Annotated in this window: 16 protein-coding genes; 5 read left to right on the top strand and 11 right to left on the bottom strand. The window is 70.3% G+C overall.

Going from position 1 to position 19,539, the window contains the following annotated elements:
- Positions 1 to 113: 113 nt before the first annotated feature.
- Positions 114 to 1,565, top strand: coding sequence for a MocR-like transcription factor YczR (gene yczR, locus EHO50_RS04025; RefSeq protein ID WP_128428391.1), 1,452 nt, complete (start codon positions 114 to 116; stop codon positions 1,563 to 1,565).
- 74 nt (positions 1,566 to 1,639) lie between these two features.
- On the opposite strand, the gene EHO50_RS04020 is transcribed toward yczR, so the two are convergent.
- From EHO50_RS04020 to EHO50_RS03975, 10 genes are all read right to left on the bottom strand, one after another.
- Entirely contained in the window at positions 1,640 to 2,365 is a 726-nt protein-coding gene (locus EHO50_RS04020) for a VOC family protein (protein ID WP_128428390.1), read from the bottom strand.
- 43 nt (positions 2,366 to 2,408) lie between these two features.
- Positions 2,409 to 3,722: a cation:proton antiporter gene (locus EHO50_RS04015; RefSeq protein ID WP_220096414.1), complete on the bottom strand. Its 1,314-nt coding sequence runs from the start codon at positions 3,720 to 3,722 to the stop codon at positions 2,409 to 2,411.
- A 47-nt stretch (positions 3,723 to 3,769) separates the two neighbouring features.
- On the bottom strand, positions 3,770 to 5,005 hold the full coding sequence (locus tag EHO50_RS04010; protein ID WP_128428389.1) for a hypothetical protein: 1,236 nt from the start codon (positions 5,003 to 5,005) through the stop codon (positions 3,770 to 3,772).
- A 28-nt stretch (positions 5,006 to 5,033) separates the two neighbouring features.
- Positions 5,034 to 6,446 (bottom strand): hypothetical protein, encoded by a 1,413-nt coding sequence (locus EHO50_RS04005; RefSeq protein WP_128428388.1) that lies wholly within the window; start codon positions 6,444 to 6,446, stop codon positions 5,034 to 5,036.
- Between the two features lie 30 nt (positions 6,447 to 6,476).
- Positions 6,477 to 7,736, bottom strand: coding sequence for an MFS transporter (locus EHO50_RS04000; RefSeq protein WP_246101009.1), 1,260 nt, complete (start codon positions 7,734 to 7,736; stop codon positions 6,477 to 6,479).
- A 94-nt stretch (positions 7,737 to 7,830) separates the two neighbouring features.
- The gene (gene argE, locus EHO50_RS03995) at positions 7,831 to 9,027 is read right to left on the bottom strand and encodes an acetylornithine deacetylase (protein ID WP_128428386.1); all 1,197 of its coding nucleotides are present in this window, start codon (positions 9,025 to 9,027) and stop codon (positions 7,831 to 7,833) included.
- A gap of 122 nt (positions 9,028 to 9,149) precedes the next feature.
- Complete coding sequence (locus EHO50_RS03990) at positions 9,150 to 10,070, bottom strand: TauD/TfdA dioxygenase family protein (RefSeq protein ID WP_128428385.1); 921 nt, start codon at positions 10,068 to 10,070, stop codon at positions 9,150 to 9,152.
- 23 nt (positions 10,071 to 10,093) lie between these two features.
- Positions 10,094 to 10,567 (bottom strand): GNAT family N-acetyltransferase, encoded by a 474-nt coding sequence (locus EHO50_RS03985; protein ID WP_164904743.1) that lies wholly within the window; start codon positions 10,565 to 10,567, stop codon positions 10,094 to 10,096.
- A gap of 9 nt (positions 10,568 to 10,576) precedes the next feature.
- Positions 10,577 to 11,509, bottom strand: a complete 933-nt coding sequence (locus EHO50_RS03980; protein WP_128428383.1) for a phytanoyl-CoA dioxygenase family protein — start codon at positions 11,507 to 11,509, stop codon at positions 10,577 to 10,579.
- A 152-nt stretch (positions 11,510 to 11,661) separates the two neighbouring features.
- Complete coding sequence (locus EHO50_RS03975) at positions 11,662 to 12,681, bottom strand: ParB/RepB/Spo0J family partition protein (protein WP_246101008.1); 1,020 nt, start codon at positions 12,679 to 12,681, stop codon at positions 11,662 to 11,664.
- 441 nt (positions 12,682 to 13,122) lie between these two features.
- On the opposite strand from EHO50_RS03975, the gene EHO50_RS03970 reads away from it, so the two are divergent.
- From EHO50_RS03970 to EHO50_RS03955, 4 genes are read left to right on the top strand one after another with little or no spacing between them, the layout of a single operon-like run.
- Positions 13,123 to 15,210 (top strand): MMPL family transporter, encoded by a 2,088-nt coding sequence (locus tag EHO50_RS03970; protein ID WP_128428381.1) that lies wholly within the window; start codon positions 13,123 to 13,125, stop codon positions 15,208 to 15,210.
- 53 nt (positions 15,211 to 15,263) lie between these two features.
- Complete coding sequence (locus EHO50_RS03965) at positions 15,264 to 16,502, top strand: sensor histidine kinase (protein WP_425472125.1); 1,239 nt, start codon at positions 15,264 to 15,266, stop codon at positions 16,500 to 16,502.
- The gene (locus EHO50_RS03960; RefSeq protein ID WP_128428380.1) at positions 16,499 to 17,158 is read left to right on the top strand and encodes a response regulator; all 660 of its coding nucleotides are present in this window, start codon (positions 16,499 to 16,501) and stop codon (positions 17,156 to 17,158) included. Before EHO50_RS03965 ends, EHO50_RS03960 begins: the two co-directional genes overlap by 4 nt.
- A 39-nt stretch (positions 17,159 to 17,197) precedes the next feature.
- Positions 17,198 to 18,448: a sialidase family protein gene (locus tag EHO50_RS03955; protein WP_128428379.1), complete on the top strand. Its 1,251-nt coding sequence runs from the start codon at positions 17,198 to 17,200 to the stop codon at positions 18,446 to 18,448.
- Here EHO50_RS03955 and EHO50_RS03950 read toward each other — a convergent pair.
- The gene (locus EHO50_RS03950) at positions 18,429 to 19,373 is read right to left on the bottom strand and encodes a helix-turn-helix domain-containing protein (RefSeq protein WP_164904741.1); all 945 of its coding nucleotides are present in this window, start codon (positions 19,371 to 19,373) and stop codon (positions 18,429 to 18,431) included. The two genes, EHO50_RS03955 and EHO50_RS03950, sit on opposite strands and share 20 nt — an antisense overlap.
- Positions 19,374 to 19,539 lie beyond the last annotated feature (166 nt).

The following is a 19,539-nucleotide window of genomic DNA, read 5'->3' as shown; positions in this document are numbered from 1 at the left end:
CTGGAGTGCTCCCTGCACCTGACGGCGAGTCTGTAGAGTCGGCGGCGGCAATTGGATAGCCAATTCGGGGAGATTGGTATGAACACATTGGCCAATCTGTGCCAAGTGGCCCGATGAACCACGCCGCACGAGCCCTCAGCGGGCGCCAGCTGGCCGCCCTGCTGCCCGACCTCACAGGGGCACGGCCTGCGTACCGCCAGCTGTCCGAAGCGATCAGTGCGCTGATCCTCGACGGCCAGGTCGCGTTGCACATCAGGCTGCCCGCCGAGCGGGCACTGGCCACGGCCCTCAACCTCAGCAGGCCCACCGTCACCGCGTCCTACGACCTGCTCCGCGCCGGCGGGTACGCCCACAGTCGGCAGGGCTCCGGGACCTGGACCGCCCTGCCCAAAGAGGTTCTGCCCCACAAGGTCAGCCGGGCGCTCCCGCCCTCCGACACCACCATCGACCTCGCCAGGGCGGCCCCCGGCCTGCCCTCGCACGTGCTGGCCGACGCCCTCGGCAGGGTCGCACCGCAGCTGGCCGTGCATACCCGCGCCGCCGGCTACCACCCGTACGGGTTGCCGGAGCTACGGGCCGCGGTCGCCGACAGGTTCACCCGGCGCGGGCTCGCGACGGTCCCCGAGCAAATCCTCATCACGTCCGGGGCGCAGCACGCGCTCACTCTGGTCCTCGGGCTCCTGGCCGCGCCGGGCGACCGCGTGATGGTGGAGAACCCGTCCTATCCGAACGCTCTGGAAGCCATGCGCCGCGCACGCCTGCGCACCGTGTCCGTGCCCGTCTCGGACCACGGCTGGGACGTCGAGGCCATCGAGGCCACGCTGCGTCAGACGGTGCCCCAACTGGCCTTCCTCATGCCGGACTTCCACAACCCGACGGGTCTGCTGATGCCCGACGAGGATCGGGTCCGTGTGCTGTGCGCCGCCCGGCCCGCCGACAGCTGGCTGGTGATCGACGAGACCACAGCCGATCTGGCCCTCGACCTGCCCGCCCCGCGGCCCTTCGCCTCCCACGCGGCGCCGGGCGGGCCCGGCCGGGTCATCACCATCGGCTCGATGAGCAAGACCCACTGGGGCGGTCTGCGCATCGGCTGGCTGCGCGCGCCCGCGCGGCTCGTTACGGAGCTCGCGGCCCAGCGAATCGCCACCGACCTGGGCGGCTCCGTGCTGGATCAGCTCCTGGCCCATGAGCTGCTCAGCGGTGCGGAGGACCTGCTGCCGAGCCATCTGGCGCGAGTACGCGAGCAACGGGGAGCGTTGGCCGGGGCGTTGACGGAGCACTTCCCCCGGTGGCGGTGGCAGTTGCCGCCGGGCGGGCTGTCGCTCTGGGTCGACCTCGGCGAACCCGTCGCGACCACTCTCGCCGAGCGGACCCTGGAGCACGGCGTGCGGATCGAGGGCGGGGCCTGCTTCACCACCGATCCAGGCGTCTTCGAGAACCGCCTGCGCATCCCGTACACGATGCCGCCCGACATCCTGCGCGAGGCCGTACAACGCATGGCCGCAGCCATGGGGCGTGGGCTGCGCACCCCGTCGGCCGACCGCCGCCCGCACTGGGTGGTGTGACGGGCCGGTGCCGCCGACGCATTCCCGGCCCGTCGGCGGCACCGCCACCGGCCGACCGGTCAGTCCGCTGCCCGTCAGCGGCGATTCAACGAGCCGGTCCGGAGGAGGGCCCGGTCCGGGCCCGTGGGCACGGCGTGACCTTCGTCGAGGACGTCCGGCCACTGCGGCAATGCGCCGGCCCTGGCGACGAGGGCGAACGCCACCTGCCCCGAAGTGCCGTACACCGCGAGGCCGGTGACCGTCCGGCCCCCGGCGGTGAACTCCGCGGGAGCCGGGCGGGCGAAGCCCAAGACGTCCGTACAGAATTGCGCGTAGCGTTCCAGCACGTCGGGATCCAGGTGCAGGACGAAGCAGTCCAGCGCGTCCCCGCGTCCCGCAGGCTGGGTCCGCCCGGGGAACGGGACCCATGCGCGCCCGGCCGGCAGGGCGCGGGGGTCGTGCCCGGCCAGGGGCAGCAGCGTGTGGACGACCTCGCCGATGCCGGCGACGACCGGGTCGCCCTGGGCCGAGTACGTGACCGTGGCACCGGCAGCCAGCGCGGCGTCCCGGATCGTGGCCACGTCGTCGCACAGGACGGCGATGTCCGCTATGCCCTCCCCGTACCGCGACACGAAGCCGCGCGTCGCACAGCCCGACGTGACCACCAGGCGAACGCCACCGCGCTCCAGCAGTACGGAGCTCCGGTCCACTTCGACGCAGTCCGCCGTCCGCTCGTAGCCGAGGGCCGAGACGAGGTGGTGGACCGGAGGGATCTTGTCCTTCGTGTACAGCTCGACATGCGACAGCTCTCGCACGGTCATGGGGTGAAACTCCTTGCCGGGCCTGCTAGATGCGTCCGCGTGGTCACTTCGCGACCGGCTGCGCGGCGGCGTAGTCGCGTTCGCGTTCGATCTCGGTGGTCGTTTGGGCGATGCGGCTCGTGGTGCGGCGCAGGAGCGGCGGCGCCATGACCGACGTGACCACCGCGACGAGGACGACGATGGTGTACGAAGCGGTGTTGAGCACGCCGATGCTCAGGCCGACCGAGGCCAGGACGATCTCCACGACGCCCCGCGCGTTCAGGCCCGCTCCGATGGCCAGGGACTCGTCGTGGTTCAGCTTGCCCAGCCGGGCTCCGGCGTAGCCGCCCACGAGCTTCGCTCCGACGGCGACCGCCAGGGTGATCAGCCCGGCTCCGAGCACCGAGGGGTCCTTCAGCGCGGACAGGTCGACCTGGAGTCCCGCGGTCGCGAGGAACAGCGGCGCGAGGATCGCCATGACGAACGGCCGCAGGGCTTCCAGGAAGCGGCGGCTTCCCGGCCCCAGGGAGCCGATGATGATGCCGCACAGGAACGCTCCGAGGATGGGCTCCATCTTCAGGGCATGCGTCCCGGCCGCGGACAGCACGATCAGCACGACGACGGCCGCGATGCCCAGCTCTCCCGGGTTCGTGGAACGCTCGATCGGGCGCAGCAGCCGGCCTATCAGCGGCCGGGCGAGGAACACCGTCACGGCCAGCACGATCAGCAGGTAGCCGACGGACTCGGCCACCACGCCGAGCCGGAAGCCCGCCGTCGCCATGGCCGAGACGATCGACAGCAGCAGCCAGCCCAGGATGTCGCTCACCGCGGCCGCTCCGATGATGACCTGGCCGACGTTACGGTGCAGGAGCTTCATGTCCATCAGGGTTTTCGCGATCACCGGGAGCGCGCTGACCGCGATGGCCACGCCGATGAAGAGGGCGAAGGTGGGCCGATCACCGTCCTCGCCCATCACCGATGCCGGGAGCAGGAAGCCCAGCCCGATGCCGAGCGCCAACGGAAGGAGCACGCTGCCCGCGCTGACCCAGCCGATAGCCACGCGCTTGCGGCTCAGCAGGCCGAGGTCGATGTGAGCACCGGTCAGGCCGACCAGGAGCAGCACGCCCAGCTGCGAGATCGCGCCGAGGAGGTGCATCTGCTCCGGGTTCCTGGGCAGCAGCCAGTTGGACAGGTCGGGGGCGGCGTTCCCCAGCAGGGAGGGCCCTACGAGGATGCCGGCGAGCAACTCGCCGACCACTGCGGGCAGGCCGAGGCGCAGCGCCAGCCTTCCGAGGCCGGTCGCGAGGATCAGCAGGGCACCGATCTGCATGAGCAGCACGAGGAGGTGGTCATGGCTTATGCCGGGTACGGGCGGCACTACTGGTTCCTTTCTCTGCCCGACCTGTTGGGTCGGCGATTCATCGGTCAGCGGGTGTAGAGGCCTTCTTCCTCCATGGCGCGCAGGGCGCGGTAGTCGCGCTCGATGTCCCGCGGGTCCTCGGCGGCCAGGAAGACGTATCCGGGCGAATTGATCAGGTCGGTGGTGTCGGGGAGGTACTGGCCTACGACGGCCCCGTGCGAGAGGTGGAGCAGGGTGGGCAGCGCCCGCAGACGCTCGGTCCAGTCCAGCGACTTGACGATGCCCGCCGTGGGGTTGATGAGGGCGACGTTGCGCAGCGCCCCGGCCCCCTTGACGGACGCCTCGTCGAAGGAGGCCAGCCGTGCCGGGTCCATCAGGGTGTCGGCCAGCAGGCCGGTCTGTGACGTGCCCGCGTAGCGCTCCACCACCTCCGGCGCGGTGCCGCCGCCGAGCCGGGCGCCGGACTCTATGAGGACCGGGCCTCGCTCGGTCATCATCACTTCGGTGTGGGCCGCCCCGGACACGACGCCCAGGGCGTCGAGGGTTTCGGTGACGAAGCCGCGCAGGACCGCCGCCTCGGCGGAGCCGACCGGCACCGGCTCCTCGTAGTCGTAGACGGGACGGCCACCGCTGCCGGTCCGCTTGGTGTAACGCCACAGTTCGGCGAAGCGGTGGACTCCGTCGTGCGAGACGGTGTTGGCGTAGTACTCGACGCCGTGCACCCGTTCTTGGACCAGGACCGTGGCATTGGGCTGTCCGAAGAGGTTGTCGGAGGCGAGGACGGACTTGCACGCGTCGCGCACCTCCTCCTCGGTCCCGCAGAACCGCACGTTGTCGGTGCCGGCGCTGTTCAGCGGCTTGACCACGGCCGCGGTCAGGCCACTCGCCGCGAACCACACCGCGGCCTCGTCCGCGTCGGCCACCTCCGTTCCGCGTGGCACGGCCACTCCCGCGGCGGCCGCCGTTTCGGCCATCAGCTTCTTGTCGCGCCGGGCCGCGAGCGTCTCGTATCGGTTGCCCGGCAGTTCCATGAGGTGGCTGAGGGTGTCGGCGATCATCACGCCCGACTCGGTGCCCGCCACGACCCGGTCCACGCCCAGTCCGGCGAGCTGCCGGGCGAGCGGGACGAGGTCGCCGCTGCCGTCCAGCAGGACTTCGAAGTCGTCGGCGCGGAAGCCGCGGGTGAAGAACTCCGCCATCTGCGGGGAGGATTGCACGTGCACGCAGACGCTGCCCCGGGCACGGAGTGCGGAGACGAGGGCACGGCCCGTCGAATGGCCGTCGACCACTGCGATCTTCATCAGTACGTCCTTCTCGGTCTTTCGCGGGTCAGGCCGACGTGACGGCTTCGCCGGTCTCGTAGAAGGAGCAGGCGACCCGGGCCCCACCGGTCATGCTCACGACACCCACTTCGGGGTCGGTACTGCCCCGGACCAGGCAGCCGTTGTAGCCGTCTGTTCCGGTGACCTGCGGGTCGATGAGGAACACGCCCCAGTTGAGGAAGAGTTCCTGGGTGCCCACGCCGTCGTCCGCGGGGAAGATCTCCGGGACGGGCCGGATCCGCTCCTGGACCACGTACGGCCCGTCCATCGCCGCCGTGAGCGCGGCCAGCCACTCCTCGGCGCCGACGGTCCAGCCGGGCACGATGCCGCTGCCGCCGTGCAGCAGGGTCGGCTTGAGGATCAGGTCCTCCTGGTGCGCCACGGCGTACTTCACGAGGTCGACCTCTTCGCCCGCGGCGTCCGTGGCCGTGGCCCGTACGTGCCGGGTCCACGGCAGGAACCGGTCGATGCAGGCCTGCTCCTCGGCGGTGAAGGCGGAGCGGTTGCGGTCGTCCGACAGCATGGCGAGCGCACCCTTGTTTCCGTACAGCTCCGAGTCGAAGCGGCTGAACATGCCGACCCTGCCCTCTTCGAAGGCGCGCAGCAGCGGCTCGACGAACTCTGCGTCGGCGGCGGTCTCGATCTCCTCGACGAGGAAGAAGCGGTACAACACGTCGATGGTGCGGCCCGCCACCTCGAGGCGGCCGTCGCGGTCGGTGATCTGACCGACATGACAGGGGACGGCGTCGATCCCGGCCTCGTCGAACAGTGCCGCCATGACCTTCAGGCGGGGCTCGTAGGACTTGAAGCTCTCGGGCCAGTCGACGAGGGCGACGACGGGGCGGCTCTCGCGGTCCATGTGCGCGGCGCACTCCGCGTACAGCATCTCGACGATGCCGCCGAAGGTGTCCGCGTAGGCAAGCCCATGCTGCGTGACGAAGTCGGCGAGGGCCGGGTGCATGAGCATGGCCCGGTTGATGCCGGCGTTCTCGAAACCGCCCAGGGCGCTGGTGATGTTGAGCTCCAGCAGCTTGAAGCCGTCGGCGCCGCGGTAGAGGTCGGAGCGGGCGAGCGGCAGCAGCGGCTGGCCCGCGGCCGCCGCGCGCCTGACGACGTCGGCCTGGATCTCGGTCATCCCGACCGCCCGGGCCAGAGCCGCGGTGTCACCGCCGAAGAGCCGCTCGGGCAGCTCGGTCAGCAGCCGGTGGATCTGGTACAGGTCGCCCGCGACCGAACGGCGTTCCTCGGCGGAGAGGAAGACGGGGGAGGCGAGGAACCGGCCCTTGTACGCCACCGTGACGAGTTCGTCGGCGATCACGTGCTGGGTCAGCTCGGCGGGGTCGGCTTGCCGCTGCTTCAGCAGGTCGAGGTACTCGGTGCCGAGTCCCGACCGGGGGGCGCACGGGGCGGAGAGCTTCATGGGGAGGTTCACTTTCGGTAGGTCGACGGCTCAGGCGTGGGCGAACCACTTGCGGGCACCGAAGGAGAGGCGGACGGCGACGACGGCCATGAGGCCCACACCGAGCGCGTACACGGCAGGGGTGCCGTGGCTCTTGGAGATCACGCCGGCCAGACCGGCGCCGATCGGCAGCGCACCCCAGGCGAGGAGCCGGTAGATGCTGTTGACCCGGCCCTGGAGGTCCTTGGGGACGAGTGTCTGCCGCAGCACCACGGTGACGATGTTCCAGGTCACGCTGGCGCATGCGCCCAGAGCGAGGGCGAGGCCGACGGCCCAGGCGTTGGGGACGAGCCAGATGATCAGATTGCTGCACCCGATCGCCACGACCACGCTCACGAGTGCCCACCCGTTGCCGATCCGCCGGACCAGTGGGGGCGACAGTTTCGCGGCGCTGATCGCGCCCACGGCCTGGCAGGCGACCAGCACGCCGTAACCGACGTCGGAGAGCCCCAGTTCGCGGTGTGCGTAGATGACGAGCACGGCCAGCGCGCCGGTGTAGACGAGGTTGATCGCTCCGGCCGTCAGCGACAGGTTGCGCAGCAGCCGGTGCTTGAACAGCCAGCGCACGCCGGTGGCCATGTCGGCGAGCAGCCGGGGGCGTTCCGCGGTGGGCTGGGGCAGGGCGTCGCCCGCCGGGAGCTGCAGGCGGGTGAGCAGGATCGCGGAGGCGAAGAACGTGGCCGCGTTCACGCCGAACGGGACAGCGGGGGCGAGTACGAAGAGCGACGAACCGATGAGGGGCCCGAGGAACTGGCTGCCGACCGTCTCCGACCCCATGATCCGCCCGTTCGCCGCGACGAGGTGCTCCTCGGACACGACGGACGGCACGAGGATCTGGGCGGCGTTACGGAAGAAGGTCTCGCAGGTTCCGATCAGGAAGAAACACACGTACAGCGCCCAGAGGCTGCCGAAGCCCAGCGCGACCGACGCGACGAAGGCGGAGATCAGCAGGCCGCGGAAGAGGTCGATGCGGGCCATGGCCCGGCGCCGGTCGACCCGGTCGACGAGGACGCCCGCCGGTATGCCGAACAGTGCGTACGGCAGCGTCAGGGCCATGCTCACGCCCGCGATCAGCCGCGGGTCGTCGGTCAGGGTGCTGGCCATGAGGGGCGCGGCGGCCAGCGACACCCCTTCGCCGACGGCCGAGGCGGACGTGGCGGTCCACAGCTTCCCGAACTGCCTGCCGAGCCGGGGGCGCTGTTCGACGGGCTCCGGTCTCGTCTCCGTGTCCAGCGAGCCGTCGCTCTTCACTCGGTTCTCCTTATCGAACATGGCAACCGCCGCGTCCGTACATTCGTGATCGAGGGCCGACCGGGCCGGTGACCGCGGTCTGCGGCATGGGTCCTCAGGTGAGCGGGAGCGACTGCAGGTACTGGAGGCACTGCTTGAGCTGGTCCAGGGAGACGAACTCGTCGGCGGTGTGCGCCTCGGTGATGGCACCGGGACCGCAGACGACCGTGGGGATCCCCGCACGGCCCCAGATGAGTCCGGCCTCGGTCCCGAAGGGGACGAACCGGGGGGCGTCCTTCGTACCGAACGCCTCCCGCACGAAGGTGACGAACTCGTGCGCCGGATCGATGGCGAAGGACGGGGTGTCGGAGAGCTGTTCGGGGCGGACTTCGGCGAGGGCGGACCTGGTCCGCATGTCCGTCAGCACGTCTGCGGTGGCGAAGCGTCCGATCTCGGTGGCGATACCGTCGCACTCGTGCCCGGGGATGTTCCTGACCTCGAACTCCACGACGCAGTCCTCGGGAACGATGTTGGGCTTCACCCCACCGTCGACGCGCCCCACGTTGATCCACGAGTGGCCGATGTCGAACCGGTCGTCGTGGGGTCCTTCGGACCGGAACGTCTCGTTGAGGGACTGGGCGTGGCCGATGACCGCGGCGGCGGCGGCGATCGGGTTCGGCATCAGCGGGGCGAGCGCGGCGTGTTTGGGTTCGCCCTTGAAGGTGATCCGGTGGTTCTGCTTGCCCTTGTGGCCCACCACCACGGCCAGCCCGGTCGGTTCACCGACGATGCAGCCCTTGACCCGGCCCTCCCAGGTACGCATCTCTTCGACGAGCCGACGCGCTCCGACGCAGCCCACTTCCTCCTCGTACGTGAGCATGAGGGTGAGGGGCGTGGCGAGGCGGTCCTGGTCGACCCGGGACAGGATGGCCAGGCAGCAGGCGATGAAGCCCTTCATGTCCGCGGTTCCGCGGCCGATGGCGACGCTCTCGGTGACGCGCAGCGTGAAGGGGTCGGCCGACCACGACTGGCCGTCGACCGGAACGACGTCTGTGTGCGCGGACCACACGACGCCGCGTTCACCGCTGTCTCCGGCGCCCGCGGTCGCCACCAAGTTGGCCTTGGTGCGTTCCTCGTTCCAGTGGAGCTCGCTCGTGATGCCGTTGCCGGCGAGCAAGTCCCGGATGTAGCCGATCAGTTCGAGGTTCGACTTGTGGCTGGTGGTGTCGAATCCCACCAGGCGCTCAAGGATCTCGAGCATGTGGGAGTAGAGGTCGTTGGCGGCGCTACGAATGGGGATACCGGAGGGCATGGTGGTTCTCGCTCACGAATGGGCTCGGGCGGTCGGGACCGCGGGTGTACGGGCGCAGCCGGGCACGTGCCCGGAGCGAGGGAGGGGGCTCCGGGCACGTGCGGCTACGGGTGGGGCCGCGGTCATGCCCGGGGGGAGAGCCTGCTGTGGCCGACTTCCGGAAGCGAGGGGGTCACCGGCTGACCGTGGGTGGTCAGGCGCAGCAGCCGCCGCACATGGCGCTCGTCGAGGTCCTTGGTCGTCGCCGAGTGCAGGACGCACCTGTTGTCCCAGACCACGACGTCCAGCGGACTCCACTTGTGCCGGTAGACGTAGGGCGCGCTGGTGATGTGGGCGATGAGCTCCTCGATCAGCGCGGTGCTCTCCGCCTCCTCCATCCCGTCGATCGCGACCACGCTGCCGATGATGCGGGGCTGGATGAAGAGGCTCTCGCGACCGGTGTCCGGGTGGCGGCGCACGAGCGGGTGGGTGATCTCCGGGGTCTGCTTGCGCTCCTCCGGGCCGATGTACTTCCACCGCGCCCAGGGGTCCTCGCGGTCCGGCGACCAGCGGTACTGGTGGCGCACGCGAAGCGTCCGCAGGTACGCCTTGCGCTCCTCGGGGAGCGCGTCGAAGGCGGCCTCGGCGTCGGCGAAGAGGGTGTCGCCGCCGTCCGCCGGGATTTCCAGACCGTGCAGCATCGTCGCGCTGCCGGGTACGAGTTTGTAGGAGTAGTCCGAGTGCCACCCCTGGCCGGAGGTCTTCATTTCCTTGTTCCGGCCCGGCTCGTTCTGGTTCGACAGGAGCGTGAGAGTCGGCTCTTCGGGGTGACGGAGTTTAAGGACGTGGTGTTCCTCGGGCCGACCGAAGATCGTGCCGAACTTGGCGAAAGTGCTGGCCGCTATGTCTTGTGACCGGAAGACCAGGACCTTGTGCTCCAGGTACGTCTCGTAGATCGCGCGTCCTTGCTCCTCGATCACCTCGGGGGTGAGCGGCAGCTCCTTCACCTCTGCGACGAACGTTTTGGAAAGCCGGGTCGCGATGACCGTGGAATCAGCAGCCACTTTTTTCCTTTTCCATCAAGATTTTAGGTTTCCAGGTCCTTGCAGAGGAAAACGCGGTGCGCGTGCTCGTTCTGCTCGGAATGCGTGACGACGTATTGCAGACCCTGGTAGAACGCAATGTTGTCCGTCATCTCCGCGCGGGTCCACAGCCGCACGCCCCGCATACCCGCGGACCGCGCCATATCCTCGACAAGGGAAACCAGATTTCTGCCGATTCCCTGGCCCTGGGCGGACGGGCGTACTGCGAGATTACGCAGCACGAGATATGGATCGGCCGGCTCCACCGTCACCATGCCGAGAATTCCATCCGCCGTCGCGGCGACATGGCACCGGCCCGATGCCGCGACTTTCCGGTAGTCGAGGAGAAGCGGGGCCGGCGGCTCGTCGACCAAGCCCAGGTATTTCCCGTAGGCCTCCCGCGCGATGTCCGCAAGCTGCCCGTGATCCTGTGCTGCGGCCGGACGCAGCCCGACCCGGGGACCACGCGTGGTGCTCACCACCGTGGGTCAGCCGTTCTGCGGAGCGCGCACCGCGTCCAGGGTGCGGGCCTCGCGGGTGCCGTCGAAGTACGAGCTGGCGTAGACCTGCTCACCGTCCTCGGACGCGACCTTCTCGTTGAACTCGCTGCCGACGTCGTAGTTGAAGGTGACCCGCGGATAGGCCAGGGCCTCGACGCGGCTCTTGTCGTACCGGGCGTCGATCGAGCAGAAGCGCAGGGCGTAGGCCAGCCGCGACGGGATCGGGCCCTCTTCGAGCTTGACGCTGCGGTGCAGGACGTACTTGTCGAAGATGAGGGCGTCGCCCGGCTCGAAGGAGTCCTCCACGGCGAAGTGGTCCAGCAGACTCTTCGTCTGGGGCGAGTTGATCAGGCTGTTCTTGAGGTCACTGAAGTCGGCGTAGGTGAGATCGCGGCCGGACTCGGCCTCACTCTTCATGTACTCGGGCAGCAGGTTGATGTGCTGGTACACGAACTCGCCCGAAAGGAGCTGCTTGGAGACGTACTTCATGCCGCCGCGCTGGCCGTCGGCGACGATGTCGCACAGCGGCGTCCAGATCGTGTAGCCCGCGTCCTCGCGGCGCTGGAAGCCGAAGCTCTGGGTCCCCACATGCCAGGGGAACCCAGTGCTCTTGTTCTTCTCCAGCTCGAAACCGAGGCCCTGGGTGAAGAACAGCTGCTGCTCGGTCAGTTTGGCCATGGCGGCCGAGAAGGTCGGGTCGCTCATGAGGCCGAGGATCGTCGGGTCGTCGTTGCCCACGTCGTACTTCAGCTTGCTGAAGCCCGAACCGTAGTTGTCGGACGGCGGGGCGATCTCCGACGTGCTGAGCTTCTTCATGTGCTCGATGAGATCGTCCGAGAAGATCTTATTGAGCTTCAGGAAGCCGTGCTCCCGGAAGTTCTGTACGTCTTCGTCACTGACAGAAAAATCTGAGTTAATCATGCGAGAATTCCCGGTATCTAGGTCTGCCTGATTCAGTCGCATGCGACGACTTTTTCAACGTATCAACAGGACCCGATACCTGGAAGTGTTCAAGTTGCGCGCACAAGAAACATTGCTGTCCGAAGGCGTTTAAGGTAGGCGCAGGTAGGCGATTAAGACGTCGCCCGCTGCGGTGCGACGATGCCCTCGCGCTGCTCCAGGCGCTGGGCGAACTTCAGCCACTGCTCGGCGTACTGGCGTGCCAGCCGTCCCACGAGCTCCTCGCAGTGCGGGGGTACGGCACCGCTCAGCCCCGACCATTCGGCCACGGCGTTGTGCTGGAGGAGCCGCAACAGGTTGCGCCCGTCTTCCCGAAGCCGCAGCGAGGGGTCGCGCCGGAGCTTTGCGAGCACCAGGTCGGAAGGCGGCTGTGGCGGGCGCCCGCACTCCTGCCGCTCCGGCGAGGCAGCCGGAACGGACCACAGGCCGATGTGCGCGGCGGGCGCTTCGCCGAGCGGTGCGGGCGTCACCGCGTCCTCGCCCGCCGACAGGTGGACGGCGGCCGGCGGAAGGCCCGCCTGGACGCGCTTCTTCACATCGCTGGCGGTCGCCGGTGAGATGCCCGCGACCCGGGCCACTTCGCGCAGGGACGCGTTCGGATTCTGCGCCATCATGCGCGCGGCCCGCCACCGCCCCTCGGCAGCGTTCAGCGGACGGGTGCGTCCGTCCTGCCCGAGGCGGCTGTTCAACTGCTGCCCCGCCGCGGTTGAACACGCGCGGATGCTCGCCACCGCCTTCGCGCTCAGACCCGAGGCCTTCGCGATGGCCCGGTCGGACATGTGAGGATGAGAGGCGACGACCCGGGCGACGGCGGCTCGTCGGTCCTTCAGCGAGAGCGGCAGGCCGTGCGTCACGTTGGCTCGGACGGCACGCAGGAACGCGTCGTCGTCGGAGCCTTCGAAGAACTCGACCGCGATCGTCTGCCCGCCCCGGGCCCGGGCCGCCAGCAGGCGATGCCGGCCGTCGACCACCGTCAGGTCGGAGCGCCGCACCAGGATCGGCGGCAGGCGCTCGTCCACGGCGGCCAGCCGGGCGACGTGCTCCCAGTCGATACCTTCGGTCCGCGGTGAAACCCCGGGCAGAAGCTCGGAGACACGCACCAGAACGGCCTCCGCCCCGCTTCGCGTCGGCACGTCCACCCCCGGCTCCGTAGACGCGAAATGTCCGGACGTTATCAGCTCCGCAGCTGTTCGCTGCATGTTTCCCCCTGGCACATGTGACGACGTTCCGTATCTGGCCCGACCGCCTGACCGGCGCCGGATCGCGGCGCTGCTCATGGCTCTGGACGTCTGGTTGCGGCTGGTCCGCGGCCGTCCCCGTTGTCCCATCGGAGCCGGGCATCATGATCGTGAAATAGGTATGCCGCTGTCGAGCGAAAACGAGCCAACAGAGTGCGCTCAAAAACGCCTCGGCTCGCCGTCGCCCTCGACCGCAGTACTCCCCGGGGAGTACTCCGGGCGCCCCGCCGCCCTGGGCAGTACCCCCGAACTCGCCCTCCGGCCCGACGAACCGCCCCCTTCCCGCCGGGAGTCTGGAAGCGACCCAGACACCCGGACCGGAGGGAGACCCGTCAGATGGGGGCCGTAAGGACAACTGCGCGGCGAAGGCGTGCCGTGCCCTGGCTCGTGCTCGGGCTGTGGATCGCCGTGCTCGCGATCGCCTCGCCGTTCGCGTCGAAGCTGGCGGACGTCCAGCGCGACCGTGCCATCGACTACCTGCCGGCGAGCGCCGACTCCACGCAGGTCGCGAAGATCCAGGACCGGTTGCCCGGTGGTGAGGCCACGGAGCTGGTCGTCGTCTACCACCGCGACGGCGGGCTGACCGCCGCCGACAAGGCCACCGCCGCCGACCAGATCGACCGGATCGCGAGCGCCCACCGGCTCACCGCCGAACCCCAGGGCATTCCCTCGCAGGACGGCACCACCCTGATGTACCCGGTGGCCAGCACCGAGCCGGGCCAGGACGAGAAGGCCCGCGACGAACTGGTCAACTCCGTACGGGGCATCGCCCACGGCGACGGCGGACTCGGTGTCGACGTCGGTGGTGCCGGAGCGCTCGCCACCGATGCGAGCGAGGTCTACAACTCGCTCGACGGACCGCTGCTCTACACCACCGCGGGCGTCGTGGCGCTGCTGCTGATCCTCATCTACCGCAGCCCGTTCCTGTGGCTCGTGCCGCTCGCTGTCGCCGGCATGGCCGACTATCTGTCGATGGGCGTCGCCTACGGCCTCAACCAGGGGTTCGGCACGTCCGTCTCCGGCCAGAGCTCGGGCATCATGACGATCCTCGTGTTCGGGGCGGGGACCGACTACGCACTGCTGCTCGTCTCCCGGTACCGCGAGGAACTACGGCGCATCGAGCGGCCGTACGACGCCATGGTCGCCGCGCTCAAGGGCTGCGGTCCGGCCGTGCTCGCCTCCTCCGGCACCGTCGCCGCAGGGCTGCTGTGCCTGCTCGCCGCCGACCTCAACTCCAGCCGCGGCATGGGCCCGCTCGGCACCGTCGGCGTACTGTGCGCGCTCGTCGCCATGCTGACGCTGCTGCCCGCGATCCTCGTCCTGCTCGGGCGGCGCGTGTTCTGGCCGCTCGTACCGCGCTACGGCAGCACACCCAAGGCCCGCCGCTCCCTGTTCACCGCGATGGGCAGCTCCGCCGGACGCCGGCCCCTGACCGTCCTCGCGGGCGGCGCGGTCCTGCTCGGCGCCCTCGCGCTCGGCGTGCTGAACCTCCCCGGCAGCCTCAAGCAGGAGGACTCCTTCACCAGCAAGCCCGACGCGGTCGCCGCCATGGAGACACTCGCCGAGGCCTACCCCGAGCGTGGCACCCAGCCCATCAGCGTCATCACCCCGCAGGACCGCGCCGCCGGGACGCTCACGGCGGTCCGCGGCACCCGGGGCGTCGACAGCGCGCAGGAAGGACGTACCGCGGACGGCTGGACCGAGATCTCCGTCCTCGCCGCCGCACCGCCCCAGTCCGCCGGGGAGAGCGCCACCATCGAGGCCCTGCGCGACAAGCTCGACGGCTCCTACGTCGGCGGGCCCAGCGCCCAGCAGATCGACCTGAAGGACACCAACGCCCGCGACCGCATGGTCGTCGTGCCGATCGTGCTGCTGTCCGTGCTGCTGATCCTCGTCGCCCTGCTGCGCTCGCTCGTCGCGCCGCTGATCCTGGTGGCGGCCGTGGTCGCGGTGTGGGGCGCGGCGCTCGGCATCGGCGGGCTCGTCTTCGAACCGGTCTTCGGCTTCGAGGGCACGGATCCGGGCCTTGGACTGCTGTCCTTCGTGTTCCTGGTGGCGCTCGGCGTCGACTACGGCATCTTCCTGATGCACCGGATGCGCGAGGAGTCCCTGAAGGGCGCCGAACCGGCGTCGGCCGCGCTCACCGCGCTGCGCACGACGGGCGGCGTCATCGCCTCCGCCGGGCTCGTCCTCGCCGCCACCTTCGCGGTGCTCACCAACATGCCGATGGTGCAGCTCGTCGAGCTGGGCTTCGTCATCGCGGTCGGCGTGCTGCTGGACACCTTCCTCGTCCGCACCTACCTGGTCACCAGCGCGAGCGTGGCCCTGGGACGGAAGGTGTGGTGGCCGGGCGTCCTGTCCCGCGAGCCCGAACGGCCCGTACCGCCGAAGGAACCGGAGCGGGTACCCGCCGCCGCCCACTGACCGACCGGCGCCCCTCCCTCCCGGAGGGGCGCCCCCTGACGGAGGATGACCCCGTGCAGGCAACCACCCCAGCGGCGCGCCCCCGTATCGGCGAGCGGATCATGGCCGCGATCAACCGTGACCCCCGCACCGCCCCGCACGGCACCCGCAACGACGCTCTGCTCGCGGTGGCGGCCGCCGTCGTGGCCGTGTGCCTGGCCCTGTCCACCGACGACGGCCGCCGGCCCGACGCCCTCGGCTGGACGCTCCTGGTCGCCGCCCATGCGCCGCTGGTGTGGCGGCGGCGCAGGCCACTGCTCGTGTTCGCGGCGGAGGTGGCGCTCGTCCTGCCCTACCACGCTCTCGACAACAACCACAGCGCGCCCGTCCCCGCCTCGTTCATCGCGCTGTACACGGTCACCGTCACCCAACGCCCCCTCCGCACCCTCGTGGTCACCGCCGCGGGCCTCACCCTCTCCCTGACCGCGATGCTCACCTTCGGCGAGGACAAGCAGGCCGCCGAACTGCTGCGCATCTACGGCTGGGTCCTCGCCGTCATCTTCGTCGGCATCGACGTCCGCTACTACCGCCAGTACGTCGCCGCCATCGTCGAACGCGCCGAGCGCGCCGAACGCACCCGCGAGGAGGAGGCCCGCCGCCGGGTCGCCGAGGAGCGCCTGCGGATCGCCCGCGACCTGCACGACCTGCTCGCCCACAGCATCACCCTCATCGGTGTGCAGACGTCGGTGGCCGCGCATGTGCTCTCCGCCGATCCCGAGCGGCTGGACCGCGAGACGATCGCGAAGGCGCTCGACGACATCGCCGAGACCTGCCGCACAGCGCGCGGTGAGGTACGTACGACGCTGGACGTGCTGCGCGAACAGGGCGCCGCCGGCGAGGCGCGCGGCCCGCTGCCCGGGCTCGACGGGGTGCCGGACCTGGTGGAGACGGCGCGGCTGGCGGGGGCGCGGGTCGTGTCGGAGGTACGGGTGCGTCGGGCGCCGCCCGCGGTGGGGGCGGCCGCGTATCGGATCGTGCAGGAGGCGCTGACGAACGTGGTCCGGCACGCGGGTCCCGAACCGGCCGTACGAGTCGAGCTGTACGAGGAGCAGGGCGCCCTGCGCGTGTCCGTCACCGACGACGGCCCCTGCCCCGCCACGCCCGCCGCGCACAGCCCCGGCTACGGCCTGGTCGGCATGCGGGAGCGGGCCCGCAGTGTGGGTGGCACACTCGACGCCGGACCGCGCGAGAAGGGGGGCTTCGAGGTGAGCGCAGTACTGCCCATCGGGAGTGACCGGGAGGGAGCCCGATGATCCGCGTCCTGCTCGCGGACGACCAGACACTGGTCCGCGAGGCGTTCGCCATGCTGGTCGAGTCCGCCCCGGACATGGCGGTCGTCGGCCAGGCGGCCACCGGCCGGGAGGCCGCGGAACTGGTCCGCAGCTCACGCCCCGACCTCGTCGTGATGGACATCCGCATGCCCGACCTCGACGGCATCGAGGCGACCCGCCTCATCGCGGCCGACGAGGACCTGGCCGGGGTGCGGGTGCTGGTCCTCACCACCTACGACACCGACGAGAACATCGTGGACGCGCTGCGCGCCGGCGCCTCCGGATTCCTCGTCAAGGACACCCGCCCGGCCGAACTCCTCGACGCCATCCGCACGGTGGCGGCGGGCGAGTCCCTGCTGTCGCCGGGGCCCACGGCACGGCTGATCGAGCGGTTCCTGCGCAGCCCCTCCGCCCCCACCGCGGGCGGGCCCGAATGCCTGTCCGAACGTGAGCGCGAGGTGCTGGCACTGGTCGCGCGCGGCCTCAACAACACGGAAGTGGCGGAGGCGTTGGGGCTCAGCCCGCTCACGGCGAAGACCCACGTCAGCCGCATCATGGGGAAGCTGGGGGCGCGGGACCGGGCGCAGTTGGTCATCGTGGCGTACGAGTCGGGGATGGTGACTCCGGGAAGCCTGTGACGGACAGGTCAATGTCTGACACTCCGTCAAGGGAGCTCGATGACCCTCCTGAGCCGCACCTTCAGTCGTACCTTCCTGGTCACCCTGGTCACCGCGGTACTCGTGACCTCCCCTCTCGCCATGGCAGGCAACGCCTCGGCGGACCCCGGCTGCACGTCCTCCGTCCCGTACCGCTCGGGCGAGGGCGGCTACGACACGTACCGCATCCCGGCGACGATCACGACCGCGCGGGGCACGGTGCTGGCCTTCGCCGAGGGCCGGCACGACGGTGCGGGCGACACCGGTGACATCGATGTCGTCCTCAGACGCTCCACCGACGGCGGCTGCACCTGGGGCCCGCCGGCGGTGGTCGCCCCCGGGGAAGGGGACACACGGGGCAACCCCGCCCCGGTGGTGGATCCGCACACCGGCGCGATCGTGCTGGTCACCTCCTACAACAGCGGCGATGTGACGGAGGCGCAGATAATGCGGGGCGAGGCGACGCCCGCGGAGAGCCGCCGGGTGTTCGTCCAGCGGAGCCTCGACGACGGCCGCCACTTCACTTCCCCCCGTGACATCACCACGCAGGTGAAGCCGCCGAACTGGCGCTGGTACGCGACGGGCCCCGGCCACGCGATCGCGCTCCGGCGGGGCCCGCACGCGGGACGGCTGGTGGTCCCGTCGAACCACTCGGTGGCCCCCGCGCCCGGGTCCGCCGACACCGGGCAGGAGCCGAAGTACTACGGCGCCCACGCCATCTACAGCGACGACGGCGGGCGCACCTGGCAGCTGGGCTTCGTGGACGACTCGTACGACGGCGAAAGCAACGCCAACGAGTCCACGGCCGCCGAACTTCCCGACGGCAGGCTGTACTTCAACTCCCGCGACCAGCACGGCACGAGCGCCGGCAACCGCCTCGACAGTGTTTCGAGTGACGGCGCCGAGACCCTGGACCGCCCGTACAGCGTCCAGCCCACGCTGAACGAAGTCCCGGTGGTGGAGGGCAGCGTCCTCCAACTCCCTGGCAACAAAGCCCTGTTGCTGTTCTCGGGCCCGTCCGTCCCGACCGCCCGCCAGTCGATGGCCGTGTGGCGCAGTACGGACGGCGGAGCGACCTTCACCAAGGCGCTGACGCTGTCTCGGCAGCGGGCGGCCTACTCCGACCTGGTGCCGCTCGGCCGGCGCGCGGTCGGGATCCTGTACGAGACGGGGGAGACGGGGCCGTACGAGACGATCGAGTTCCGGCGGCTGCCGGTCGCCGAGCTCCAGGGAGCGCAGCTCCAGGGAGCGCTCAGGGCGCCGGCTGGATGACGAAGACCTGGCTGTCCTTCGGCCGGCACGGTTCCACCACCGCCTCGGCTCCTTCGGAGGTCTGCGCGTCCTTGATGGCCACGCAGCCGCGGCCGTCGACTCGGAGCGAGTAGCGGCCGCCTCCGTCCGACCCGGACGGCTCGATGCGGAACGGGGTCGTCCGATCGCAGTCGTCCCACGGCTCCAGCAGCCCGACGCCCGGCCCTTCGGCCAGGGCGGTCAGGCAGCCGGGGCCGTGGTCGGGGTGGTACCAGCGGATCCTGAAGGTGTTCCCGCCGAGCGGCACGAGCGTGGTCTCCTGCGGCGCGACCTCGTCGCACGGCCGCTGCACGGCGACGAGCGACTCGTACCGAGCGCCGTAACCGTCCGTCAGGCACAGGCCGTCCGCCAGGACGGGACGGATCTGCGTACGGCTTCTAGGCAGCTGGGACTGCCGAGTATCGCTGTCGTTCCCGGAGGGGACCAGCGCCCAGACGGTGACGGCCACCAGCGCCACCAGGCCCGCCGACGCCGGCAACAGGACCGGGACCCCGAAGACCCGCGCCCCGAGTACCCGCTCGCCGAGGCGGATGCCCCGCCTCGGGCCCTCGCTCGCCGTTTCGCTCCCCGTATCGGCCGCTGTTCCGCTCGCCGTTTCGGCGGCTCCCCTTCGGGCGACGGTCTCCCGGGCCTCCAGCCACGCCGCCGCCCGCTCGCCGTCCCCGCAGGCCCGCACGAATGCGGTCAGCAGTTCCGGCCGCGGCAGGGTCCGGCCCCGCAGGACGTCGGCGAGGGTGCTGCGGGGCAACACCTCGCCCTGTTCGTCGGCGCGCTCCTCCAACTGGCGGTACGTCAGCCCCGACCGTTCCTTGAGGCCACGCATGGCGGCGGTGAACTCGGCCGTGTCACGGGCCCGTTGAGGATCCGGCTCCCCAGTGGTCTGCATGCCGCACATCGTCGGTTCCGTGATCGAGGTCGCACAATCCCGTTTCCCGCCAGCGTCGTGATGCTCCGGGGAAGATCCGGACGAGACCCGGACAAGACCCGGACACAGGGGCTGACCAGGCCGGACAGGGAGTGGACTGTCCGGGACAGCGACGGCTCTTGCTGCC

The sequence above is a fragment of the Streptomyces cyaneus genome, from assembly GCF_004028635.1.
Classification (GTDB): Bacteria; Actinomycetota; Actinomycetes; order Streptomycetales; family Streptomycetaceae; genus Streptomyces; species Streptomyces cyaneus.
This window is presented reverse-complemented; position numbering and strand designations above follow the sequence as displayed.